Origin of the sequence: Granulicella aggregans (genome assembly GCF_025685565.1) — a bacterium.
GTDB classification, from domain to species: Bacteria; Acidobacteriota; Terriglobia; order Terriglobales; family Acidobacteriaceae; genus Edaphobacter; species Edaphobacter aggregans_B.
In genome coordinates this window covers 352,655-375,732 of record NZ_JAGSYE010000003.1, presented here as the reverse complement: position 1 = coordinate 375,732, position 23,078 = coordinate 352,655, and the positions used below count along the sequence as shown (strand labels likewise).

Sequence of the window (23,078 nt, the reverse complement as noted above, 5' to 3'; positions counted from 1 at the left end):
ATTTACTCTTTCAAGGCAAAAGCCATCGGCGTGGGGGAAAGTCCATTGGGCAAGGAAGAGTAGTCGGCTTTCATGCTGAAATCTGTGACCTGAACACCATTTGAAATAGGCTGTCCACCAGTGAGTTCGAAGTTCTGCGCGACGATGATGGTATAAGCTGCGCCCGCGTTGATATCGTTCGCGGAGGAGGAACTGGTATTGGGATTGGCGATATTTGGATCTACTTCGACGTCGGCATTCGGCACATAGATGACTCCTTGCCAAGCGCTACCCAGATCGTTATCGATAACAAGATTGGTCGTGTTGTTACGCGCCTCAAAGTAGAGGATGCCAGCGTATGTGCCAGAGGTGGGCGCCGATACATTGAAGACGGACTGGTTTCTGAACGTAAGCGCGCTGTCCGCGAGGTACAGCGTTACACCCGTGCCACGCAGCGTCACGGAGGGTATTACGAGGTTGTTAGTGCCAGCGATATAGTAAAGACCAGGATTCAGGCTGATCGTGTAGCCTGAACCCGCAATGTCGATACCATTTGGGTAATAACCAGGATTCAAAGTCGTTGCGGCTTGAATTTTGGCCAAATTTCCATCCGCAGTGTACGTGGGGGACGGGATGGTAGGTGTAGGAAGGTTGCGCAATGGATCGAGAGGAGCGGCGACATTGGTCGTGGGATGAGATGGTGTGATAGAACCGCCGCTCACTACGTTTACCGAACTCGCATCTCCTGCCAGCGTGATGGATGTAGCCTGCAAGGATGACCCACTATTGTCTACATAAAGCGAGCCCGATGATACTGAAGCAATGGAGATTGCACAATGGACGACCATCGTTCCGATCTCCAGGTCAAAGGACTTTGAGCCTGATCCTGCCAGCGTATAGAGACACTTACTTCCAGCAGAGGAGGGTCCCGCCTCGCTTCGGGCGGCAACAGTGACCATGGGGAAACCCAGCACGCCGGCAAAAAAGGTCCGTTGCTGAACAGTGGCGACCGCTTCCACATACTTGTTGTTGCCGTTGTTGGGATCGGCCGAGCCCAGCGCACAGGGTCCGTTATTGACCGATATGGTCACGCCGCTGGCAGTGGCCGCGCCGCAATTCTGGGCAATGCTAGGCGAGGTATAACCGTTTTCACTCGCCGCCGATGTGACGGCGCTAAACATGACTGAACAAGGGCCCGCGACGCCACACTGCTGCACCTCATAGGAGCCAGCGATGGCTGCGGCATCGGCAAGAGTCTGCATGTGGCGCTTGGCGTACAGCAGATTGCCAACATCCAGAGCCAGCCCTAAGAAACCTACAAGCATCACCAGACTAACTGCGGTCAGCACGAGAATGTCCCCGCTCTCCTCAACAAGCAGTCTCGTCACCAACCTTCCTAGTGTTTGCAAATTCCAGAGCTTCGTGCGTGTCACTAGCAACCCTTGCCTTTGGACTTGCTCAAAATCTATCCGTAGGGTATCGTGCTCACGGCACTTATTCCACCCATAGTGCATAGCACTTTTGAGTCACGCTGTGGGCACGGAAGTTACAAGTCCGGTGGTGGGTCGGGCGTCGGCTCATGCTCCGAGCGGGTCGAAGCTTTTCTGATTGTGTGTTTGAACAAAGAGATTTCCCTGGCGGCCCCAGAGTGCGGGCCAAGGTGAAGTATTCTTCCGCATACTGAAGCGCGATTCGGTTTCGATAAGGTGCGATACCGAGGCATCGCGAAGCACCATCACCGACTATGCGCGAACTCCGCGCTGGTCAACTCGTATCTGCCCCGCAAATGGCTGGCGGTGCTCACTCAGTAGTGTGCAGCGGAACTAGCACGCCGCCGTCCCGTTTTTGGCGGCCTTCGGAGCGTGCATGATCGACCAGCACCCGGCGCATCAGACGAGCGCAGAGGCTGTAAAAGTGCTCGCGGTCTTCAAAACGGAGGCTGCGCTGACGCAACAACTTGAGAAAGAGTTCGTTCACCACGCAGGTTGGTTGCAGTAGGTTTTCCGGGCGTTCGCCGCGGAAGAGGGCACCGGCTATCCGACGCAGGTCTGGATACACCAGCTCAAAGAGCGCTTCCGTTGACGCGGGCTCGCCCTCACTCCAGGCCCGCAACATCTCCGTGATTTCCCCTGGGTTCGGCAGGCGAATTCCCTGAAACTGCCCTGCTAAGCTCATGAAAACTTATTTTGTTGAAGTCGCTTTGTCTGCCAGATCGGTGCGGATGCTGTGATGCTATTCGGAGGCCACGCCTCGGGTTGAATGCATTGTGCTGGAGTTCCCTTTGAGAGCGGTGAGATGGAAACAGGCTCGGATAAAGACCATCGATCGGGACGAGCTATCTGCAATTCTGCGCTAGACCCACTACGTATAACGCTGTCCAAGCCGCGACGATACCGACATTTGATAGTATTCCTCTCGACCGCAGGCGGTTCGAGAACGATTATCCGAGGTTCTTGATGACAAATCTGTACAACCGCCGTGCTACGAAAAGGCAGGATACTGAGCGTCTGGTGGCACTACCATCCATCATTGAGCGGCAATCGTCTCGTTCACTCGGGCGACCGCTCGTCGTTCGTAAGCGTCCGCCTCTGGTTTGGCAAGATATGGCTCTGCCTTGTCAGCGAGTAGCTTCGCCGAGTCCAGTTTGCCCTCCAGCAGAGCCAGGCGCGCCCTGGCGGCATCGACGTTCCCTTCGACATCCGCGTAACCGGGGGTTTGTATGATCGTTTCGATGCTCACGCTGTTCAGCAGCCGATTTGCTTCGGTCAGTTCCGTAGCTCGGGGCGCGCGCCCTTCGTCTTCCATCTGGGCGATCCTACATTCCGCAAGGGTAAGATTGGCCACGTTCAGGAAAACCGGCTGAGGCGAAGCTCCCTTGCTACTCTCAGCAATTACCTGGCGGGCATGCTCGACACCGGCCTCGATACGATTGCTGTGGCACTCGAATCCGGCCACGTCCGCGAGGCTGCTCTCAGCAAGGTAGGAGCCTCCGGGCAATGCTTCCGCCAGTTTGTTGAGAATGAGTTCATCGCGGATGGCGTCCGTGTAGTCTTCCATGGCACCTTCGGTCTGCCCCAGCATCGTCAAGGCAGCCAGAGTGAGCTGATTTTGCGGCCCCAGCGCCGTGGAGAAACGCAAGTAGTTCCGTTTACCCTGTGCGAGGGCTTCGGGATATTTGCGTTCAAGATACAGCGCTTCCTGTAGAAACATCTGCGGCTGGAAGAGCGTATTGCTCTCCGGCCCGTCATTGGACGTTATCGTGGCGATGACCTGGCGAGCTGCGCGCTCGGCTGCGGCACCATCGTTCAAGCGAAGGTAAGCACCCGACAAGCGGGCCTCCAAGGCGATCAGCAGGTTCGGGCTGAACCCAGGGGTCGCCTCGCCTCGCTGAATTGCCTGATTCAGCAGCGTCACCGCAGGTTCGGGATTGGAGCTGTATATCTGGGTTCCGCTCGCGACCAGGGCCTGCCACCCTTGAACTTCGGGACTCACTTGGTGCAAACGCGCGATCAATTGTTGCTGGATCGCAAATCCGGCCTTGGCGGCCTCGATGGAGCCGGCGAGATGGCTGCGAAACTGCACATTCTCGCGTCGCAACTCGGCCAAAATTGCACTTTGCGAGAGCGGTCCTTCGGCCTCTCGAAAACGTTGGGCGCCCTGGGCAAACTGGTCCTCCGCGCCGACGTAGTCGGTTCGCGCGTCGAGAGCCCCACCAACGGCGACATGCAGCCGAGCGGCGACTTGCGGAGCATTGGCGAAGCGGCGGTCGATCTGCGGAAGCACCTTGTTGATGGCGTCGATCAGGGCCACCTGCGGGGCCGAGCCGGCCTGCGACGCCAACGGATTGCTCTGCCCAAGAAGATCCTCCGCGAGGAAACGATTCATCTCTGTCAGCGTTCTGTTGCTTTGCTCGGCCGTGTTCCGAGCTCGTGCGGCGCGTCGGCCAAACCATATACTCGCGCACAGACCAATGGCCAGCGCCAGCATCGCGAGCCCGATCCATGGCCGACGCAGACGTGCTTGTTCGAGCGCGGACCGGTCGTGCTCGCGCTGCGCGGCTTCCGCCAGACGCGCGGACCGGTCGGCTCGGCGCGTATCCATGGTTCGCAGACGCACGGCCAGGTCTGCCGCCGCAGGGATGCGCTTCGCCGGATCGACGTTCGCAGCGGCGGCGATGTCCTCCCGCAGCAGCGCGTCTTCGACGCGGTCTTCCCAGCCAGGCGATAGGGGTTCGATGAAGTCGCCGCACAAGATCTGGTAGAGCATTACACCGAGCGCGTAGACATCGGCGAGCGTGCTTGCAGGTCCGCCGGCCAGTGTCTCCGGAGCGCGATACATCCCCGTCCCAACCGGTGTTCCGCCGGCCTGTTCCCCGTCCGCGAAACCGTGTTGCGTGATCTCCATCTGCCGCAGACGTTCCGGCTGGGTGAGCGAGGCGACGCCGAAGTCTGCGACCTTGACGCTCAGGCCGATGGCACCAGCTACGCCGATTTCTTGCAGATCTCCCTCAGCGTCTTGAAGAATCAAGACATTGGACGGTTTGAGGTCGTTGTGCAGAATACCGAGCGAGTGCGCTGCCGCGACGCTCTCGGCCATCGTGGCCGCCAGCGCCACCCGGCCATCGAGCGAGAGGGACTTGAACTGCTCTTCTTCCGCAAAATCCAACAGGTTTACGCCCCCGTACTCGCTTTCGGTGAAGTAGGGCAGATCTTCGAACTCCCAATCCATTACTCGAACGAAGCCGCTGGTGTCGGCGAGAGATTTTTGCAGCAGCCGCGACAGGGTGACCTCGCGCTGCAAGGCGCGCAGGCGAACCCCGTCGACGGCGAACTTGAAGACCCGGACCTCGCGAGTCTTCGTCTGCTCGGCGAGCCATACGGTCTGGAACGCGTCGAGCGAACGCTGCGCCCTCCAGTTTGGCCTGCCGGGGATCGGGTCTCCCGCTGCAAGCTGTAAGGCCGGCAGCTCGGGTCCCTTGACGACCGTCTCCACGACAGGTACCGCCATGCGATAACCGACGTTGGGGACGGTCAGGATGATCTCGTCTCTGCCGCCGCCGAAGGCTGAACGAAGTTTGCGGATAGCGGTCGTCAGCGATGCGTCGCTTGCGCCATCACGGCTGTTGGGCCAGTTGGCCCCCAGCAGCGCGTCCTTAGTGTGTACCTCGTCCGGCCGCTCCAGCAGCAAAACCAGCAGGTCGGCGGGCTTAGCCTCAATCTTCACCGGCTGGCCGTGAACCAGAAGTTGGCGGCTGAGTTCGATGAACTCGCACCACGCAAACTGCCACTTTCTACCCTCTTTTATAGTGCTTCGCGGCCCGTTTTCCACTGAGATTGACCCTCTTCATATTTCTTCAGAACCCGCCAAGACTCGCTCGGCGCTATTGAGCCATGCTCTCTTCAGATGTGGCGGATGTCGTTCCTGTAACAGATGTAACCGACAGCAAGAAAGTTTGCCACGACGCGGCACGCAATCAGAGACAGCGGAGCACAGCCAATCGAAAGGAGCAAGCGGATGACCAAGCGAGGAAGGGTGCTCAGGGACACGAATATAGGTCCCGGCTTGTTGACAGTGGAGGGCAAACAGTATTCCTTCCTGCTGGAGGGAATGTGGCGCTCGGAGGTGTCGCCGCGCCCGGGTATGACAGTCGATGTGAACTTCGACAGCGACGGCGCGCCAGCCGAGGTCTTCGCGGTCTCGGAGAGCCAGATTGCCAAGGAACAGGCGCAGAGAGCATTCAGTGGAGCACTTCGGCATGGAGAAGCGCTCGGAGGAGCGGTCACAGGTGCGATCGGGGCCTCTGTCGCTGGAGGACTGAAGCGCCGCCTCGGCCCATTGACCATTGCCGCCGAAGTGATTCTTCTGCTGGCGTTCTTCGTTCTGCCCGATCTGCGGGTCGGAGGCTTTGTGTCGCGCGCCCTCTCCGGCTGGGACGCGATCGGACTAGGCCCCCAAACGCAAATGACAAACGACCGTGGCTTTCTCAGTTTGCTTGCGATCGTCTGCCTGCTGGCTCCATTGGCCATTCCATTTCTCAAGCAGACCTGGGCGCGATGGCTCAACGCGGCCCCGGTCGCGTTCCTGTTGGTGGCCTGCATCGTGGTTGACAGCCAGATGCACAGCGCCGCTTCAGCGGCAGGAAACATGGGCGAGGAGCTTGGCGGCGCGGCCGGGCGCGAGATGGCCGGCCAATTCGGCCTCACGTACAGCTTGGCGGTGGGCGCTTATCTCGCGTTGATCTGCGCGATTTATCTCCTCACGCGGGCCTTCAAGGGCAAATAAGTTTTGCAACTGATCACACCCCCAATCGGGAGCGTACAGCGCCTCCGCACACTCAACGACCTTCAACCGAAACCAGAGGAGATCCCTTGTCCTACACATCCCGTTTCCGCTTAATGTCCGTCGCCGCCGCGCTGTCCGCAGTCGTCATTCCGCAACTTGGACTCGCTCAGCGCCGTGGATATAGCAACGCGAACGATGCGGACGGCATCCTCGGCTGCCTGGGCAGCCTCATCGTAGTGCCGATCATCTTCGTTGTGGTCAATATCGCGCTGCTCGTCTGGGTAAACAAGGACGCAAAGACGCGCGGCATGGAGACCCCCGTCATCTGGATGCTGCTCGTTCTGTTCACGAGCTTCATCGGTCTGATCATCTACCTGCTGTCGCGGCCCAAAGGCAACCTGGCCTCCTGTCCGCGATGCGGCCATAAAAAGCTGTCCATGCTGGTCAAGTGCCCCCACTGCGGAGCGGCGGTATGAAAAACGAATGGATCGCCATGGCTCTCCTGGCGGCGCTGACAATTGCCTCTGCCGCCGACGCCAGGCGGCCACCTGGGCGGCAGATCACCGCGCGCGCCTACCTGGCGTGCATCGATGCGTACCACGTCTACGTTCATCCGGTCACAGGCCGCTTCGTACGCTGCCGCTTCCGTCCGACTTGTTCGAACTATTCAGCCCTCGCCGTTCGGAGGTTCGGTATCGTGCGTGGCTTGCAGCTCACATCTTCGCGGCTATGGTCCTGCCGACAATCGATACCGCCCGGCACAGTCGATGCGGTGCCGAATCGCTGATATTCGCCGCTACCCAACGTTCTTAGAACCACACCTCAACGTAGCACTCGTAAGCCCTCAATGAAACTCGCCTGAAATAGAACCCGTTTGAAAGGAAAGCCGATGCGTCTCAGAAAATACCTTCCGCTTCTCGTAATCACAATTTTGTTTACTGGTTTCCTCCCCCTCATTGGCGCCGCACAGAACGTATCAGGAGTAGCCGCTGGAACTGCCATGACGAACGCGGACGTGATCGGGCTCGTGGAAGCTGGAATGTCGGACGACATTGTGGCCGCAGAGATTCAAGCCGCACCAGCCACGGCCTTTGACACGAGTGTGAGCGGCCTCACGGCCCTCAAGGCGGCAAAGGTTTCGACTGCGGTAATCCGGGTCATGATCAGCCCGCATCCGGCCGTGGTATCCGCGAATCCCTATATTGCCGCCAACTCTGCGACCGGAGGAAATTCCGACGATCCCATTGCGCCCCATAGCCCTGGAATTTACACGCTTACCCGCGCAGCGGACGGACAAATGCACATGGTAAAGCTGGAGGGTTCAAAACCGCGCGGCGCAAAGAGCAGCGGCATGTTTCTTCACGCGCTCACCCAGGGAATTACGACCTCAAAGCTTCAGCAAGTGATCGACGGCGCCAGCGCCACGATTGAACTCTCACAAACCCGGCCAGTCTTCTATGCGTACATACCGGACTCCGGCGGGTCTTTCGTCGGCGGGATGAGCGCAAAGGACCTGGTGCTCACCAAATTAGAAGTGAAAGGTGACACAAGGTTATGGACTCAGGCCGCCCGAGGTTTGATCGGGGGAAGCAGTGAAGTGGGTAGTGATGAAAAGGACAGGCAAGGCTTCGCAACGGATCAGATCAAGCCCGGAATCTATAAGCTGACGCCTGCCGCCGACCTCGCGGCAGGACAGTATGCCTTCAAGTACGCGTTCACTTACTTTGACTTTGGCATCCAGCCCGGGGCCACAAGTCAATCTGTGGTGCCGCAGTCGTCTGGAAACGTAAACGCCCACACTGCACCTCCTCCGCTCACTTGGGTACCTAAGGACATCTCCGAAACGGGCCCGCCGCGCACGACCGGGACAGAAACGCGCCTTGCCGGAACCGCCGAAGCAGGCCCGGTCAAGGGTTCCGCGCGGCTCATTATGAGTTGCAAGTCCACCGCCTTCGACGGCGGCCCGAAGGCATTCGCCGCCGCAACAATTGAAGTTCACTCGAACCTGATAGATTTCGACACCACGGCCATGGCTGACGAATCGTCTCAATACAACGGCTTTGGTCGAAGTCTCCTGGCGGGTCAGCGCCAAATCACAATCGATACGGGGAACGGTGGTAAGAGCACCAATGGAAACCCCATGATCGACCTCGAATACGAGTGGCAAGACCTTGAGCAGATCGTAAATTCTCCAGGTGCGACTCTGACCGCAACAGTTTTGGCACCAGGGAATAAGGGTCACGCACTTACCCTCCACTTCAATCTGCCTTCCGATGCCGGACCGCTGCAATCGATTATGATGCCCTGCTTCTCTGCGTTTCGAGCTGCCGATGAAAAGGAATTGTCAGGTCAACTGGTCTCGTGTCCGGCGAATTCCTCGTTGTCACTCATCTCGATCGACGTGCTGGAAGGCCCTCACGAGAAAAAGCTGATCGTCGACCCAGATGATGAAATAGCCTCAACGTACACTTTGCCAAAGGCAACAAAGACACGTCCTAGACCGGTGCTGAAACTAGCCTGTAACTATAGTGCCGATCCCGACAATACAAGCGCCGAACAGACTACAAACAAGGTTGCTATTCCGGCGAAAGCTTCCTATTGCACCATTCATAGGAGCACGACCGCAGGTCGCGCTCGTGCCTCCTGTAGATGAGCGCAGCCAATCCAAAACCCGTCCTTCTTCGACGATTGAGGTGTCACAAAGACCGCCGCCCAAACTCTCGATGTTGCTGTCCGGCAGCACATCCTCTCTACGGTCAACCCTCAATGGAGTTATCGTGTCACGTCAAGCTGGATGGGAGCCAGCAGGCAGGTCCGAAAATGCAGCCCTACAAATTCACTTCGGCATCAGTAGCCGGCCTGAAGGCTGCCAAGAAGGCGGACTACAGCGACGCACTGCCGTGTTGGCCCTGAGAGGACGGCGATTCCGAGAGCCGCTTTTACTACAAGCCGTCGGAATCGAAGACTATGTTATTTTTCAGCCCGAGATGCGCAGCGGAAGCGGAACCGAGCGCCCTTGGGATTAGTCCTTTCGTCTGCTTCCGCAAGGTTGTACGGACAAGGTAACGTTTTGAGTCCGTCTCGATGATCTGAGCGTGGTCGGTTTGCCGATCAAGCATGGCTTACGGTCCGGCGGGAGCCGCATTTTGAACGCCCGCCGGTTGCCTACTCCGCAAAGTCGATCCCGATCGATTACGTAAGCTAGTCAGCAGTGCATCACTCCGAGACTGTCGGGCGAAGTCCGAAAAACACTCCAGCGGATCTATAACACTCCACGCTGAGTAACCGCCCGTGCCGCGATGATTTCGCAGTCAGCGTGGGAACAATAAGGGAACAACAAAGGAACGATAAGGATTTCGATCTACAGTTATCCGCTAAGAACTGCTTTGTTTTGTTGTGCTGTGTTGTTGAAGATTCGTTTGTCAGCACTCGCAACGAGGAGGTTCGCGGTTCCATCCGGCAGCTCCAGCACAGTAAACGCTTAACTTAGGAAAGATCCCAGAGCAATCTCAGTGGCGCTGCCAAAGAAAAGGCACGGACGCGGAAGAAGGCTGTGGCCGACAACCCAGCCAGAGCGCCGATGTGCCCGTCCTTGCCGCTCCGGGCGTAGTTCCTGCCATCAGGAGCTACTGCGTCCTACCATCCCGGCGGCCTTGGCCAAATCCAGCGCATAGCTTCGGCGAATCCCTTCTTAACCAACACAGACCTCAGGATTGTCACGACCCGCTCACTTCTTTGTGCGCCAGGCAACGATATGGCTTCGAACGGCACTCGCCCCCATATTGTGCGCCTCGATGAGTAGCTCAAAATATGGCAAACTTCCGTCTGGGCGCTTTATTTGATTCAAGAACGGTAAGAGTTGTGCGTCGTCATTGACAAAATCCGCCACCGCCTCGGTGCCCGACATCCCTGTACCTTCTAGCAGCAGAGCATTGCTATCTCCGACAGGATTCGGGACATAGGCGACCAGTCCATACACCCGCCGCTGAGGATCGGTCCTATCGGAAACCCACCGATCTGGCTCGCCTCGCTGCGGATTGCGATTGAGAACCCACATGTATTTGGTGTAGTCATCTTTCAATACGAAGTTAAGATTGGGCTCAAAGAGTTCGACCCACGGATTGGCTGAATACGCCCCCAGTAACACGACCGTGCCTCGCTTGAAATCGTTGGGCCGCAGGTCACGGGCGTATCGCACGGATACGTCGCCGCCGAGCGCCTGGGCTCGATCCCGGATATGGAGAATCGCGTTGAGATCGACCATGGAGGTGTACCGGCGATTGGCCAGATCGAGAAGCCAGTCCTGTTTGGGTGATGTCGGGCTTATCTCGGGTGGGCCATTCGACTCCGAGCGGTACCCAGCTTCCAGATACTCCTTCAAGTCGATCTCCTTGCCTGACATACCGTGGTAAAGCACCAGGCCTGAATCCGGAGCCACAAGGGTCACCGGCTCATTCTTCGTGAAGAGGCGACTCCAAAATGGGTGGGTCGGTGGAGCTATGACAACAGCTGATCGCAGGGCGTGGCGGTCATGAATCCAAAGCGCCAACAGCATCGAGGCAAGCAGCAGACTCAGTCCGCATGCTAGCCATAGCGGTGCAACCGTGCGTCCTGGTTTTTCCTGCGGAATTGGCGCGGGCGTCGCGAAAGCCGCGTCGGAAAGAACTGCCTCCGGCTCAGCAACCCCGGGGTGAGGAGCGCACACCTCCTGCGCCTCGAATACGGGTACATAACCACCTCGAGGGATTGCAACTCGGTAGGCTCGCCGCCCGTAATTGTGAGGTAAGCAGGAGCGGGAGACATGAGACGGATGAGTTCCTGATTGCGCTTGGTGAGCGCCTCGACATCATCTTTGTCTTTGGGGGGCTGTGAGCACATCAGGCAATTGCTGCTACAGCGCTCCGTTACGAACAACGAATGATGACGTTCATAGGGCCGGTAAAGGGAGCGCACGAAGCCAGTCCCACCTTCCATGACGACTACATCACCGTGCGTGAAGTGGTCCGACTCCCTTAGCCGATCCACGACCGGAACATCCGTCGTGACATCATCATGGGAAAGGACGGCCCGGTATCCAGCGAAGTCACCAGCAACACCTTCGCCTTGCGGCAAGAATCGGATGTATTCAGACCGTTCAGCATGAGGCAGATTCTGCGTCGTGATGCGACCGACAACAGCCCCACTGACATTGCGGGCATTTCCCGAAGTCGTAAGTCTCATTTGATCACCGGCCCGGCAATCGGCTTATCCGTCAACCATGACCAAAAGATTCCCATTGTTTGCGGATCATCTTCATTGATGAAGGAGAAGAGATGCTTGATCACTTCCATGTTGCGCTTGCAGAACCCGCTCGTTGGGCGATGCCCGTACATGTCTCCTTGCGTTGCGTGATGATAGATCGGATCAGCACCACAGTAGGACTGGAAAGCGCAGTCTGAGCATCCGGCCAGGGACTGGTTGCACGAGGCTTCAAACATGTTCATCGCAGCCTCGCTCATGAAGAGGCTGCGGCGATTGTCCTTATGCACATTGCCCAGACGGAAAGTCCAATCCTGCATCTCCGCCAACATGCGTGATTCGTCGGACGCGAAAACGTCACCGTCGTAGTTGTAGACGAGGACGTTCCAGGCCTCTCCGGCAGGTGATTGAAGATCGACGTACCCGGTGCCGTGAGGGGTCAGGATTTTCGACAGGAGAATCTGGCTGTAAATCTCTGTGAGCCGGTAGCCCCCGCGATTCACCTCTAGTATGTGATCCAGCCCCTGTTTGTAAAACTCCAGGAACCGTTCCATCTCATACCCCGTCTTTGTCTTCGTTTTGAGCGCGAAGCCATACGGGCTAATCGGACGCAGAAAAATCGTATGAAAGTCCCGCCGGACGTACTCGTCAATGATTTCGTGGACATGCTCCAGTGAGGCCGCTGTCGTTGTCATCAGGGCCGCTACATTAGTCCAGCCGAGAATCGTTCTTGCACGCTCAATCCCGTCGATCGCACGCTCATAGCTGTCGTTTCCGGGCCGAGGGCGATTCTTGTTATGGAGAAATGCGGGACCGTCAAGAGAGGTTGAGACTCTGACACCCTCGTCCCGGAAGTAGGCGAGCATTTCATCCGTCGCGCAAGCAAGATTTGTCGTAACGACGATGTCCAGCCCTTTACCGCGCAAACGTGCCTGCTCTTTAGCTCTTGGCACCATGTACTGAATCATGTCAAAGGCCAAGAGCGGCTCTCCGCCTTGGAGTTCCATCGTTACATGAGGTGAAGGGGAGTCCAGCATCAGAGCAATAGAGCGGTTGGCAGTCGCCTCACTCATATCGAACTCGCCTTTCGTGGCGGTCTGGCGCGATACCTGACAGTAGTGGCAGGAGTGCTCACAACGCAGGGTCACGACAAAAATATGCAGCTTAGTCGCGCCGCTCAAGTGGTCGTATTTAGTTCTGATTTTCGTTGCAAGTACATCGAGAAGAGGCGACGAGGTTTCGTCGTAAACGATATGCTTTGCCTTCAAATCCTTGTAAAGGTCTGACTGTACATCGACCGTGCCATCCGCCAACGCCCGGGTCGTACCGTCGGGCGTGAACAGGTATTCCCCTGCCTCATTGACAAGCAATTCCTGTCCGGCAAGACGAGCGAACCGGAACGGTAGCAGGGATACATGTTGGGGCAACGGCGCGAAATGTTCGGCGGGGTAGAAGCTACGAGCCATTGCGATTCACACAAAAGTCACTTGTTGCTGAGGATTTTGAACATTCCGTCCGGTTTTGCTTCCTCAAAAGCATCCCCGAAAACACCCTGCGGCTGCTCTTCCAGAACGCCGGACTCGGAAAAGGCCTTTGCAAGGAGCAGATCACGGACATCTGAAGTTCTAGCGGTGACCCGTTCCCGTAGCGCAAAGTCCATTGAATGAGCCGTAAACTGTTCGCACGCGTCGTCTAGCAGTATTTCGCAGGAAGGCTTCGGTTTGAGGCGGACAGTTGATCGCTCCGCGCTGATGTGCGTTACGTCGCACACGAAATCCCTAGAAAACCAGTAACAGGTTTTCAGTAGGGCTTCGACACTCACCAAGGCATGGTCTACCTGAATGGTCGCCGCACTCTCTTGCGAGAGATTCAGACCTGTAATCTCCCCGTTCATCGTCTAAGCGGCACGCGATGCATGTGACGAGTGCGATCCGTGCGACCCATGCGACGAGTGCGAGGAATGGGAACCGTGCTGCGCGATGAGCTTGAAACCGTTGACCTGCTGCTTCAACGTCAGCTTTGCCGGCAGTGGCTTGCGCAGACCGGTTGCATCAAGGGTGATGTTATTGGCCTGCGCCGCAGGAGCAATAGGCGTATTCGCTGATGCTTGGGCACCGGTCAGGAGCACTGCACCACCCATCAGGATCGTTAGCTTGCTCGCAATACCGCTGAAGAAATCCTTCTTATCGCTCATTTTCGTCCTCCGCAGAACGTTCAATGCAGTTGTGTCAAAGGTATACGGCGAAATCTCAATTTCCACCGGAAAATATTTCGGCTACCACCGTTTTCGAGATGAGTCGCTAGACTGTCGGTCCAGAACGGCTATAATTTCGGCCTACGGAGACTCTATGAATCGTTTGTCCTTAACTGTGCCTTGCCTTGTGCTCTTCGCCTGCGCTGTCCAGGGCCAAAACATTCCGGCGGGGGAGGCCTCGAAACATATCGGGGAGCAGGCGACGGTATGCGGGAAGATCACGAGCAAACACACTGCGGACAGCGCCCGTGGTAAGCCAACGTTCATAGACATTGACGGCGCCTTCCCGCACCAGACCTTCACGCTTGTTATTTGGGAGGACGACAAGGCCAAGGTGGGCGATTTTCCGTCCACGGGAACCGTCTGTGCCACCGGAAAAATCGCCGAATACAAAGGTGTCCCTCAGATCGTCCTTCACGATGCAAAGGGTTGGTCGTTGACCCCTCCGGTCACAAAATAAATCGGATAACGCGAAGTGCTATTTGGTCCCTTGTTCAAGAATTAACGTGTGGCTCGTGTTGTCAATGGACCACGACTTGAACCGGCCGAGAAAGCTTTGCCCAAGAAGCAATTCTCCATTCGTGTCGGCCACGCTGCCAAGGACATCTCGAAGAACTATGTCTCCAACTTTTAGCGATCTGATGCGGAATGTTCGTGATGATGTCGTTGAGCCATCTGCCAAAGTGTAAGTTTGAGCACCAATAAAATCGGATGGGGTAATTGTCTCAGCTCGAATCAAGGTCAGCACTACGTCGGCAGGAATGCTCACGTCCGCTGCGCCACTGTCCACTACGAACTTGAGTGTGATCGTATCGTTTATGAATACAGGAACCTTATATACTCCCCCTTCGTTCACCATGGGAGCGTGCTTCTTGGCATCCGTTACGACAACATTACTTATATTAATGTTAGTAGCTGGTTCAATTAAATGCTTGGCGGCAACATTACCTATAACAATATTACCTGGTTCAATTAAGCCCTTAGGGTATGTGGGACTCCCGAGCCTGTTGCACGGTGCCACGAAGCATGCGTTAGGGTTATTTTCGAGCGCCGTGACCCAGGGGTTTGGTCGAGTCGGGTCAGCTTTGCTATACCAGAAGTTAGACTGCGCCGCATCCTTAGGCACGCCCTCGCCCACGGCATAGTGATACGCAAGGTTTGTCTGCGCCTCCGTATTACCCTGTTCCGCAGCCTTGCGAAACCAATTCACTGCCTGTACAACATCGTAAGGAACATTCTCACCGTTCCTGTATAAAAGGCCCATGTCGAACTGCGCGATCGCATCGCCTTGTTCAGCACGATATCTTAATTGTTGCAAGGCTGCATTATCGCCTTTAGACGCGGTACGGTAAACCTCTTTGGTTGTCGTCTGCTGAGCCTGCGCCACGGCGAGTCCAAGCAGGGCGACTGCAACCATTGCGGTCAACGTCAGCGACCGAGAGCTCGGCTTGATAAACATAAAACGTTGTGTCCCCGCACCCAAATTATTGACGCTGAAGGTTTCCCCAAGTGTACCCTTGACAGTTTAGATCACCCGCCATTATGCCGGTAGCCCAATGCATCTGCATGAGGCATTCATCTGCGGTCACTGTGGTGTCAACTGCAATCTCAACCTTGTGTGCCTTCAACCAACACCATGCTGCCCACAATCCGGTGACAAGTCTAAGAATCATGCAAACAAGCGTGGCGATTCTCACTTCTTTGCGCCCGGCACGAAGTCGCCCTTCAACCAACGCACGAACTCTGCGGAGTGGGACAGGTATGTCCGCTTGGTTGAGGGAGCCAAGCGCTTAGACGATTCAACCTCGTTTTGATACGCCCGCAACGCTTCTTCCACTTCCTGAAGTGCCTGATGGCTCACGCGCATGTCAGACTCCTAGTCGTCTTCTGGAATTCCAATGGTGCCGATGGACAACAGCAACTCGCCGATGTTGTTATGCAAAATCTTTTCGACCTTGAGGGCGTTGTCGCCTAGATGGTTCCAGTGATAGACAGGATGTTGGGCCGTTTTGCCATCGTTGAAGCTGCACGCGAACATCAGCACATCAGATGTCGCCCGTATAACGCGCTCGATATACACCGTGTCCGCCGTTCCTGCAAACGTCGCACCTCTAAGAGGGTCAAAGGTACCGGTCGCTTCCGGTGGCCATCCGGGAAGTTCCATCACTTTCATACAAGCTCCGTCTCGATTCCTTCCCGCCTCAAGATGCGTTGGAATCGCTGAGCGCCTTCAAGCGCGACCGACTTCCACGCGCTCTTCTCTTCCTCGATGAACTGCGGATGCACGATGTATCGTTCCGGGTGTAGGTCTGCATCCTCGAATGGGAGAGCCCCACGGAACTGAGCCCCGCTCTTTGCAGCCAGACCGATAGTCCACAGCCACTTCCCAGCGAGTTCACCGCTGGTAGCACGGAGTCTGAAATTTTGGATTGTTTGGGTCATGCCCTCCATGGTACTCCACATCCTCAGGCTTTTCGCCTACCATTCGGCAATGAGCGCGGCACAAAGCCTACATGTTCTTCCGACTTAATCGGGGATGTCAGTGCCAGTTCCTTCGTGAGGACTTGAAGACGACCGCCGCACCCGCCCACTACGTTTCGCCGACCGGCGAAGATTGTGGAGATGTCGGAGCGCGGTGTGGGGCTCTGAAGGACCTCGCATCGAAACAGGCATTGGACTACGCCCTGAACAGGGATTAAGCGGCTCTAAGAGACATTTTGCGAGGTCACTTTACGCAAAATCGCCAACGCACTCAGCGAAAGGCTCCTCAGGCTGTGTTGCGGAAAAGAACGTTTACGCACGGAACTGCAAGCGCATCCAGACTGAGGATTTGAACCTACAATCGTCTCATGTTCGTCGAAGACGCCAAATTGCCGCAAGACGTGGCTCGCAAGAAGTATTCCGATACCCGAGATGCGCTTTGCTGCCTAAGCTGTGGTTTTGAGTGGGACTTCGATCCAACCGTGCAGGACTCCATTGGCCGCCCTCTCTATGTGTTGGTCATGCACGATTGCAAAGTGGATGGAGACTAGAGCTTATCCGCGACTTGCCCTGCATCTTGCAGGCGTACCTCAATTCACCCGTTCATTTCCAACAAGGGTGAAGCCCCAGTCTTCCAGATCCCTTACCTCGACGGCTGCGTGGAACAGTGGGCAGCTTTCTTCCGTCATGAGCCTCGCTTGCAACTCCCTCGCGTCTTCCGCAGTGGCAATACCCGCTTCACTCAATTCGTCCACCACTTCCTGTACCGAATCGTAATTCCGCTTCCAGCATCGCGCGCTGGCATTGCTCTCAAAAACCAAGGCACTGATGTTGTCCGGTGCGTTGGGAAATAGGATGAGCGAAATTTGCATAGAGCGTCCTCCAAGTATTTAGAGTCTTCTTCTCCCCTTGGGGATACCTGTTCACTCTTCATTGCACGAAATCATCAGCAGCACGTCACACAACGGTTGATCCAAGCCGAGATGCAAACAAATTCATAGCTAGCAGTGGGATGAGGTTTCCTCCCTGTCTGCGGCCCTCCGGTCCTCCGCCACCCTCCTCAGCAGGGAGGTCCAACCTCCCCGCAACGCCCCTCCGACAAGAGCAAAAGCCAACGCAATTTCTCGCGCTCCGCGCCCAGCAAGGAAACCAAGCCTTCTAAGGAGCGCCGCTCCTGGCGCGCGCAAGGCGATGGAAAAAACTCCGTGCAGCTCCAGGTATTCGCTTCCTCCGGCCTGCGGCTGGCCTGAAGGCCACTTTTCCCACACCTTGCACTTGCCGCCCTCGATGGCGTGGGCCATGGCCAAGGCGTGTTTGGGAGCAAACACAGCACTGCCATTCAAAAACGGAGGAACCATGCGCAGCACGCAAACCACACCGCCAGACACACCCAACCCGTTTACATGGCGGCGATTCGCCGACGTGTACATGGGCGACCACCTTCTTGGAGAAGACACCGCAGACCTCGCCAGCTTGGGCTTTTGCGGCGATACCGTCACCGTCTCCTGCCCCGCCTGCGGGGAGGTTCTTGGGAACGTCCCCGTGGAGCTTCTCAGCGATGGGCTGGAAGACCTCACCACAACCCACATCACGCCTGTACTCGATTGGCATTTTGCAAAACAGCATCCCCGTTCCACCTAAACCCCCGCGACATAACCCCAAGGAGCAACGACCATGCAGAACTCCCACCGCATCACCCTCAACGACCTATTGAAGCAGGAAGGCCGCAGCTTTGAAGAGATGGCCGAAGCCGTATTGTTCGGCGACGAGAACGCCCTCGCGCTCTGCGATGAGCAATGCGAAGTAGAGCCGGACGGCACCTGTCCGCACGGTTGCCCTTCGTTTCTCCGCGCTGCCGGAATCATCTAGCCCCACGCACCAATCCAACACGACCCAGGAGACGAAACGCCATGCTGACTGCAACCTATTCCCCCGAAGACAACAAGCTCCGTCTGTATGCTTCCAGCCGCCTCGACGCTGAACTCTATGCACGAGTCAAGACCGCAGGTTTCAAGTGGGCACCCCGGCAAGACCTGTTTGTCGCCCCGATGTGGACACCGGGACGTGAGGATTTATTGCTTGAACTGTGCGGCGAGATCGACGACGAAGATACAAACCTTGTAGACCGCGCCGAAGAGCGCAGCGAACGATTCGCCGACTACAGCGCCAGCCGCACCGCGGACGCAGACCGAGCGCAGAAAGCAGTTGCCGCCATCGCAGACGGTATCCCCTTCGGCCAGCCCATTCTTATCGGCCATCACTCGGAACGCCGCCACCGCAAAGACATCGAGCGGATCGACAATGGGATGCGCCGCGCCGTCAAGATGTGGGACACCGCGAAGTATTGGACAGATCGCGCCGAGGCCGCTGTCCGTCATGCCAAGTACAAGGAGCGTCCCGACGTTCGCGCCCGCCGCATCAAGACGCTGGAGGCCGACAAGCGCAAACAGGAACGCAGAATTGCCGAGTCGCAGAAGTTCCTTAAGATGTGGCAGCGTGAAGGACTGACCCGCAATCTGGCTCTTGCCATCTCCAACCAAGACCACATCACCGTCTATTACACAAAAGAGAAGTACCCGGCATCCACCTATGAAGGAGCGAATACCCTTTGGAGTGGCTTGGACAAAGGGATTATCAACGAGCAAGAGGCCGCAGTCATCGCCATTCGCGTACACGAGCGCAGCATCGCATTCGTGCAGCGTTGGCTTACTCACTATGAGAACCGCATCGCCTACGAACGGGCGATGCTTGCCGAGGGTGGCGGAATCATTGCCGACAAGACCGGCCCGGAGAAGGGCGGCGCTTGCCGTTGCTGGGCTTCGCCGTGCGAAGGCTGGTCGTACATCCAGAAAGTCAATAAGGTTTCCGTGACCGTACTCGACAATTGGAACAACGGCGGCGCTAACTTCACCCGCACCATGCCCTTCGACAAACTAACCGCCGTGATGAACGCCGCCGATGTTCAGGCCAAGCGCAAAGCTGGCCTCTTGATCGAGTCCGCCGATGGCATCGGCTTCTTTCTCAGGCCAACGCCGCCACAGGAGCCGAAGGAGCAAGACCCCGAAGCCGCATTGCGCCGTCTCTGGGACGCGCAGGGTGTCTCCCAAGAGCGGCAGGACGAGCTTATCGCCGACACGACCGCGAAGGCGCAGCCAGGGGCGAAGATTGGCCCCTTCACCCTTGGCGGCAAGATCGACTGACCTCCCGAAACCAAACCGTGCGCGTTCCGTTCTTGCGTCACCGGAAGAACGGAACGCGACCAACCATCCATGAGGACATATCGAAATGACTTTGCGAGAGCTACAAAAGCACGTCAACGCAACCATCGAAGCCAACGATAAGGCTGGCAATCAGCGCAATGCAATGCGCGTTTGTGTCCAGATGAAGAGGGACACCAAACGATACCTGCTGCGGCATTTCGAGGTAGACCTTTTCTATCGTGGTCAGCTCGACATTGGATCGAATCGCTACGGTGCTTATATCCACGTCTACGAATGCGCCGAGATCAAGCCATGAGCCTATCGACCCCGCGCAGTCTCAAGCCTGAAACGTCACGCCGCCGTCCCACTCGATCCGAACAGGACAATCACAGGACGCGCAGACCATGACCTCGCCATCGTGGGAGTCGTCGGCGAAATGAACCTCGCCACGATGTCCGCAGCTCGTACAGCAATAGACGTAGAGCACTTCGGCAGGAGCGGATATCGTGGGGTTGTCGGACTTCATGGTGTCGCTCCTGATTGTAAGTATCTACAAAGCCTTTTTGCGCCCGTCTTTCCCAACCCTTAAACGTGCTGTCGCTTTGCGCCAGCGCCGGTTTGCCCACCCGCCGGGCCATGCCATCCAACCGCAAAGGACCGCGAGACACGCGCTCCATTCCCCTTCAAAAAAAATCCGCCGCGCGGGGAACCCATGAACGGTTTCCCCACGCGGCGGATTTCAACTTTTAACGACAGCCGCAGCTTGCTCGCTTCGCAAGCGCCTTACGCGGAAACCAATTCGCGCCGGCTCTTCGCCGCTTTCGCCGTGGACACCTTGACCGAGGAGACAGGCTTCGCCGGCTTGGGTGAAGTGAGTTTGACCCGCGCCTCCAGGTTCAGCCTGCCGGCGAACTGAATCAGTTTGGTGATGCTGATGCGGGCCAGCTTGCCCCGCAGCAAATTGCTCACGTCCGGCTGGTGCGCCTTGAGCGTCGTCACCAAATACGCTTGCTTGAATCCCTGCTCTTCGATGTGCTGCAGCAACGCTTGCCAAATCTCCGCCTTGATCTTCATCTCCAGCGTCTCCGCAGGAGAGAAGCCCAGATCGTCGAAGAGGTCGCCCTTGGTCACATGCCCCGGCTTATTGCTTTGGTTTGCGCTTTTCATGTCTCCGCTCCTCCAGAATCCTTTGCTTCACTTGCGACAACCGCGCCGCGGCGGTGTGAAGATCCTTGCGCTCCGTCTTCGCCGTGTCCTTTTCAAAGCAGTCGAGCACGTAGATGGTGTCCTCGATACGCGCCAAGTACACCATTCTGTACCAGGTCTTTTCGTCCGCGTCTTTCAGCTCAAAAACTCCCGCGCCGATCGACTGCATAGGCCGTACCTGCAACCGCGCAGGCCGTCCGTTCTGCATTTCCCGCAAAGAGTTGCCGAAATCCCATTGCATCGACTTCGGCCACGACTTCAGCACCTTCCATGAGTCGCCCTCCCAGGAGATCGAAGCGATACGGTTTCGTTCGGGCGGCGGCACACACACCACTTTATAGTATCCGTACTATAAACGCAAAAGCTGATGCAAACGCTGAGGCTGTGATGCTTTGAGGGCGGAAGTTTCCCCCCCTGTCTGCGGCCGCGTGCGCGTCCTCCCCGGAGAGCGGCGGTCCTGCTTGCAGACGCAGGACAAGACCCGCGCTGCTCTTCGAGCAAGCGTATTGCGTCAGCAGGACGACGCTCGTCCGGCTGCGCTCCGCTGCAACGCCGTAGCGGAACCACGTCGCAAGCGGTATGCGCGAGGCGTACTCAGGCGCAATGCTTCCCAGATCGAGGACGATCGCACTGAATCCACCGGCCTGCAGCAACAAATCGGTGACCCGCAATGCCTGCTCAATCCTCGACCAGGGCTTTGCCGTGTGGGTTGAAGCACTATAGCGATTGGAGGGCCGAAAGGTGTGCGGCTCAACAGTCTCTCGTTCGACCCGAATCCTTCGTTGCGGTTCGGCGCAACGGGGAGCGACGGCATCGCGTCGCAGCAAGTTGCCGACTTCATCGGACAGGCCCTTTGTTTCAGTCCGAGGATGCGGGCCAAAGCCGCCACCGTGCAGCCCTCTCTTCGCTATGCGCGGTGCAAGATACTTCTCAGGTAGGGCGAAGTCGCCTTGAGGAGACGACGCCGGTTGACTGGGAGGCTGTACACCGCAGCGAACCCAGAGAAGCCGTTTCAGGTCTATGCCGGATGCAGCGGCAGACTCAGGGTTGAGCGCGTTCGACACGTCGATCCACGCACAGACTCTCTCCGCCTTCGTGAGCTGCGCTAGGAACGATAGGGCAAGGGCCGTTCTCCCGGAGCATTCCGCCCCAATCATCTCCGTTACCGCACCTACCGGCAGGCCGCCGTCAAGGATGGCATCAATCGCTGCAATCCCCGTAGACATGACTTCGCGGATCGTCTTCGCCGCAGGGGTGAGGGCGGAGGGGACTCGGTCTGCTAGGGCAGCTTCGATTTGGGAGCGGAGGGCGGCAGCGGAGGTCATGGTATTCGCCTTATATTCGCCTAATGCCCCGAAATGTACAAATGGCGAATGCAATTGAAATTGTGCAATCGTTCCGTAAGTGATTGAAGCTAGGCTGCTTATCGTGCCAAGATTTTAAGCACTGCGATACCAGACTCAGTGACTCTGGTATCGCCGTTGTTTGTATTGGAAGTCCGGCGCTGGAGCCGGAACGTCGTATGCGGTTCCTATGACGTAGGCCGCGTATGATTAACACCCACGTATCATTTTGTGATTTATCGTCAACAATCCGGTTCCGCAGGATCATCTACTTGTGGTTTTGAAAAGCTATTTCGATGGTGCGAACCAGCCAGATCGTATCGTGCTCGCCACTGTTTCAGGAACAAGCAACCAGTGGAAAAACTTTGATTCCACATGGCGCAAGATTCTTTATAAGCACAAAGCAACCCATCTCCATACCACCGATGCAGTTTCCCTTCAAAAAGAATTCTCGGTCGAAAAGGGATGGGATAAGACATCCGTAAATGCCTTCATTGGGGATTGCATAATGGGTATATCTAAACATATAGCCCAACCTCCAACTCCACATCGTCCCCATATAAAGCCTGGTCTGCGCGCCACCACTCTAACCATCTATTTAGATGACTATAAGGAGGCCAGAAAGAGCTTGCCGAAGCTTCCAGTCGCCGTTACCGACCTCTGCTTATCAGAATCGTTGGGCTTTTGTTTCAAGTGGGGCCGCCACATCGGCGCGAGACAATACGAGATGTATTTTGATCAAGGAGAACCGTTTTATGGACATCTTTGTGATCGGATGAATAGCAAGAAGGCTAGAAAAGATGTTCCCCTTTTAGATGCGATAGCCCACAAGAGCGAGTCGAACATGAGGGCCGTTCCGGCCATACAAATGGCTGACCTGTTGGCATGGTGCATAAGCCACAATGAAAATGCGACTCGAATGTGGCATCGTCAACTTAACGACTTACCGTGGAGCAGCCTCTATCTGGATGAGAAATATCTATCTCAACCAACTGAGGGACGATTGGAGCAAGCCGAGCAGTGGGGCATGCCTCGAAGAAAACGTAACCCCAAATAAAGAAATGCTTACTATGAAGAATCTTTGCTGAGTTAAGT

Annotated in this window: 24 protein-coding genes; 10 read left to right on the top strand and 14 right to left on the bottom strand. The window is 56.7% G+C overall.

Features of this window, described 5'->3' with window-relative positions; all coding sequences use genetic code 11:
* Positions 1-2: 2 nt before the first annotated feature.
* The 3 genes from OHL18_RS16920 to OHL18_RS16905 all read right to left on the bottom strand — a co-directional run bounded on the left by OHL18_RS16920 (position 3) and on the right by OHL18_RS16905 (position 5,307).
* Complete coding sequence (locus OHL18_RS16920; RefSeq protein ID WP_263376052.1) at positions 3-1,412, bottom strand: Tad domain-containing protein; 1,410 nt, start codon at positions 1,410-1,412, stop codon at positions 3-5.
* Positions 1,413-1,779: 367 nt separating this feature from the next.
* Positions 1,780-2,154 (bottom strand): ECF-type sigma factor, encoded by a 375-nt coding sequence (locus tag OHL18_RS16910; protein ID WP_263376051.1) that lies wholly within the window; start codon positions 2,152-2,154, stop codon positions 1,780-1,782.
* 351 nt (positions 2,155-2,505) lie between these two features.
* Positions 2,506-5,307, bottom strand: coding sequence for a protein kinase domain-containing protein (locus tag OHL18_RS16905; protein WP_263376050.1), 2,802 nt, complete (start codon positions 5,305-5,307; stop codon positions 2,506-2,508).
* Between the two features lie 186 nt (positions 5,308-5,493).
* Between OHL18_RS16905 and OHL18_RS16900 the strand changes: the two genes are divergently transcribed.
* The 4 genes from OHL18_RS16900 to OHL18_RS16885 all read left to right on the top strand — a co-directional run bounded on the left by OHL18_RS16900 (position 5,494) and on the right by OHL18_RS16885 (position 8,914).
* Positions 5,494-6,261, top strand: a complete 768-nt coding sequence (locus OHL18_RS16900) for a hypothetical protein (RefSeq protein ID WP_263376049.1) — start codon at positions 5,494-5,496, stop codon at positions 6,259-6,261.
* Positions 6,262-6,347: 86 nt separating this feature from the next.
* On the top strand, positions 6,348-6,737 hold the full coding sequence (locus OHL18_RS16895) for a PLDc N-terminal domain-containing protein (RefSeq protein WP_263376048.1): 390 nt from the start codon (positions 6,348-6,350) through the stop codon (positions 6,735-6,737).
* Complete coding sequence (gene yidD / locus OHL18_RS16890) at positions 6,734-7,048, top strand: membrane protein insertion efficiency factor YidD (RefSeq protein WP_263376047.1); 315 nt, start codon at positions 6,734-6,736, stop codon at positions 7,046-7,048. Before OHL18_RS16895 ends, yidD begins: the two co-directional genes overlap by 4 nt.
* A gap of 102 nt (positions 7,049-7,150) precedes the next feature.
* Positions 7,151-8,914: a hypothetical protein gene (locus OHL18_RS16885; protein WP_263376046.1), complete on the top strand. Its 1,764-nt coding sequence runs from the start codon at positions 7,151-7,153 to the stop codon at positions 8,912-8,914.
* A gap of 1,074 nt (positions 8,915-9,988) precedes the next feature.
* Here OHL18_RS16885 and OHL18_RS16880 read toward each other — a convergent pair.
* The 4 genes from OHL18_RS16880 to OHL18_RS16865 all read right to left on the bottom strand — a co-directional run bounded on the left by OHL18_RS16880 (position 9,989) and on the right by OHL18_RS16865 (position 13,693).
* Positions 9,989-10,642, bottom strand: coding sequence for a hypothetical protein (locus tag OHL18_RS16880; protein ID WP_263376045.1), 654 nt, complete (start codon positions 10,640-10,642; stop codon positions 9,989-9,991).
* Between the two features lie 835 nt (positions 10,643-11,477).
* Positions 11,478-12,965: a His-Xaa-Ser system radical SAM maturase HxsB gene (hxsB, locus tag OHL18_RS16875; RefSeq protein WP_263376044.1), complete on the bottom strand. Its 1,488-nt coding sequence runs from the start codon at positions 12,963-12,965 to the stop codon at positions 11,478-11,480.
* A gap of 17 nt (positions 12,966-12,982) precedes the next feature.
* Positions 12,983-13,393 (bottom strand): His-Xaa-Ser system protein HxsD, encoded by a 411-nt coding sequence (gene hxsD, locus OHL18_RS16870; RefSeq protein WP_263376043.1) that lies wholly within the window; start codon positions 13,391-13,393, stop codon positions 12,983-12,985.
* Positions 13,394-13,396: 3 nt separating this feature from the next.
* Positions 13,397-13,693, bottom strand: coding sequence for a hypothetical protein (locus tag OHL18_RS16865; protein ID WP_263376042.1), 297 nt, complete (start codon positions 13,691-13,693; stop codon positions 13,397-13,399).
* Positions 13,694-13,847: 154 nt separating this feature from the next.
* Here OHL18_RS16865 and OHL18_RS16860 point away from each other — a divergent pair, with 154 nt between their 5' ends.
* Complete coding sequence (locus tag OHL18_RS16860) at positions 13,848-14,213, top strand: single stranded DNA-binding domain-containing protein (protein ID WP_263376041.1); 366 nt, start codon at positions 13,848-13,850, stop codon at positions 14,211-14,213.
* An 18-nt stretch (positions 14,214-14,231) separates the two neighbouring features.
* On the opposite strand, the gene OHL18_RS16855 is transcribed toward OHL18_RS16860, so the two are convergent.
* The 3 genes from OHL18_RS16855 to OHL18_RS16845 all read right to left on the bottom strand — a co-directional run bounded on the left by OHL18_RS16855 (position 14,232) and on the right by OHL18_RS16845 (position 17,106).
* Positions 14,232-15,212 (bottom strand): retroviral-like aspartic protease family protein, encoded by a 981-nt coding sequence (locus OHL18_RS16855; protein WP_263376040.1) that lies wholly within the window; start codon positions 15,210-15,212, stop codon positions 14,232-14,234.
* 417 nt (positions 15,213-15,629) lie between these two features.
* Positions 15,630-15,926 carry a hypothetical protein gene (locus OHL18_RS16850; protein WP_263376039.1) on the bottom strand — a complete coding sequence of 99 codons (297 nt, stop codon included), beginning with the start codon at positions 15,924-15,926 and terminating at the stop codon, positions 15,630-15,632.
* 898 nt (positions 15,927-16,824) lie between these two features.
* On the bottom strand, positions 16,825-17,106 hold the full coding sequence (locus tag OHL18_RS16845; RefSeq protein WP_263376038.1) for a hypothetical protein: 282 nt from the start codon (positions 17,104-17,106) through the stop codon (positions 16,825-16,827).
* A gap of 484 nt (positions 17,107-17,590) precedes the next feature.
* Between OHL18_RS16845 and OHL18_RS16840 the strand changes: the two genes are divergently transcribed.
* The 4 genes from OHL18_RS16840 (at position 17,591) to OHL18_RS16825 (ending at position 19,750) form a co-directional block, all read left to right on the top strand.
* Positions 17,591-17,875: a hypothetical protein gene (locus tag OHL18_RS16840; protein ID WP_263376037.1), complete on the top strand. Its 285-nt coding sequence runs from the start codon at positions 17,591-17,593 to the stop codon at positions 17,873-17,875.
* Between the two features lie 33 nt (positions 17,876-17,908).
* Positions 17,909-18,103, top strand: a complete 195-nt coding sequence (locus OHL18_RS16835; protein ID WP_103933697.1) for a hypothetical protein — start codon at positions 17,909-17,911, stop codon at positions 18,101-18,103.
* A 41-nt stretch (positions 18,104-18,144) separates the two neighbouring features.
* Positions 18,145-19,434: a DUF3560 domain-containing protein gene (locus tag OHL18_RS16830; RefSeq protein ID WP_263376036.1), complete on the top strand. Its 1,290-nt coding sequence runs from the start codon at positions 18,145-18,147 to the stop codon at positions 19,432-19,434.
* An 85-nt stretch (positions 19,435-19,519) separates the two neighbouring features.
* The gene (locus tag OHL18_RS16825; RefSeq protein WP_263376035.1) at positions 19,520-19,750 is read left to right on the top strand and encodes a hypothetical protein; all 231 of its coding nucleotides are present in this window, start codon (positions 19,520-19,522) and stop codon (positions 19,748-19,750) included.
* Positions 19,751-19,771: 21 nt separating this feature from the next.
* On the opposite strand, the gene OHL18_RS16820 is transcribed toward OHL18_RS16825, so the two are convergent.
* The 4 genes from OHL18_RS16820 to OHL18_RS16805 all read right to left on the bottom strand — a co-directional run bounded on the left by OHL18_RS16820 (position 19,772) and on the right by OHL18_RS16805 (position 21,965).
* Positions 19,772-19,960: an FmdB family zinc ribbon protein gene (locus OHL18_RS16820; RefSeq protein WP_263376034.1), complete on the bottom strand. Its 189-nt coding sequence runs from the start codon at positions 19,958-19,960 to the stop codon at positions 19,772-19,774.
* A gap of 257 nt (positions 19,961-20,217) precedes the next feature.
* Positions 20,218-20,565, bottom strand: a complete 348-nt coding sequence (locus OHL18_RS16815; RefSeq protein WP_263376033.1) for a helix-turn-helix domain-containing protein — start codon at positions 20,563-20,565, stop codon at positions 20,218-20,220.
* Positions 20,566-20,575: 10 nt separating this feature from the next.
* Positions 20,576-20,974, bottom strand: coding sequence for a type II toxin-antitoxin system RelE/ParE family toxin (locus OHL18_RS16810; protein ID WP_263376032.1), 399 nt, complete (start codon positions 20,972-20,974; stop codon positions 20,576-20,578).
* A gap of 1 nt (position 20,975) precedes the next feature.
* Complete coding sequence (locus tag OHL18_RS16805) at positions 20,976-21,965, bottom strand: DNA recombination/repair protein RecA (protein ID WP_263376031.1); 990 nt, start codon at positions 21,963-21,965, stop codon at positions 20,976-20,978.
* Between the two features lie 292 nt (positions 21,966-22,257).
* Here OHL18_RS16805 and OHL18_RS16800 point away from each other — a divergent pair, with 292 nt between their 5' ends.
* On the top strand, positions 22,258-23,040 hold the full coding sequence (locus tag OHL18_RS16800) for a hypothetical protein (RefSeq protein ID WP_263376030.1): 783 nt from the start codon (positions 22,258-22,260) through the stop codon (positions 23,038-23,040).
* Positions 23,041-23,078 lie beyond the last annotated feature (38 nt).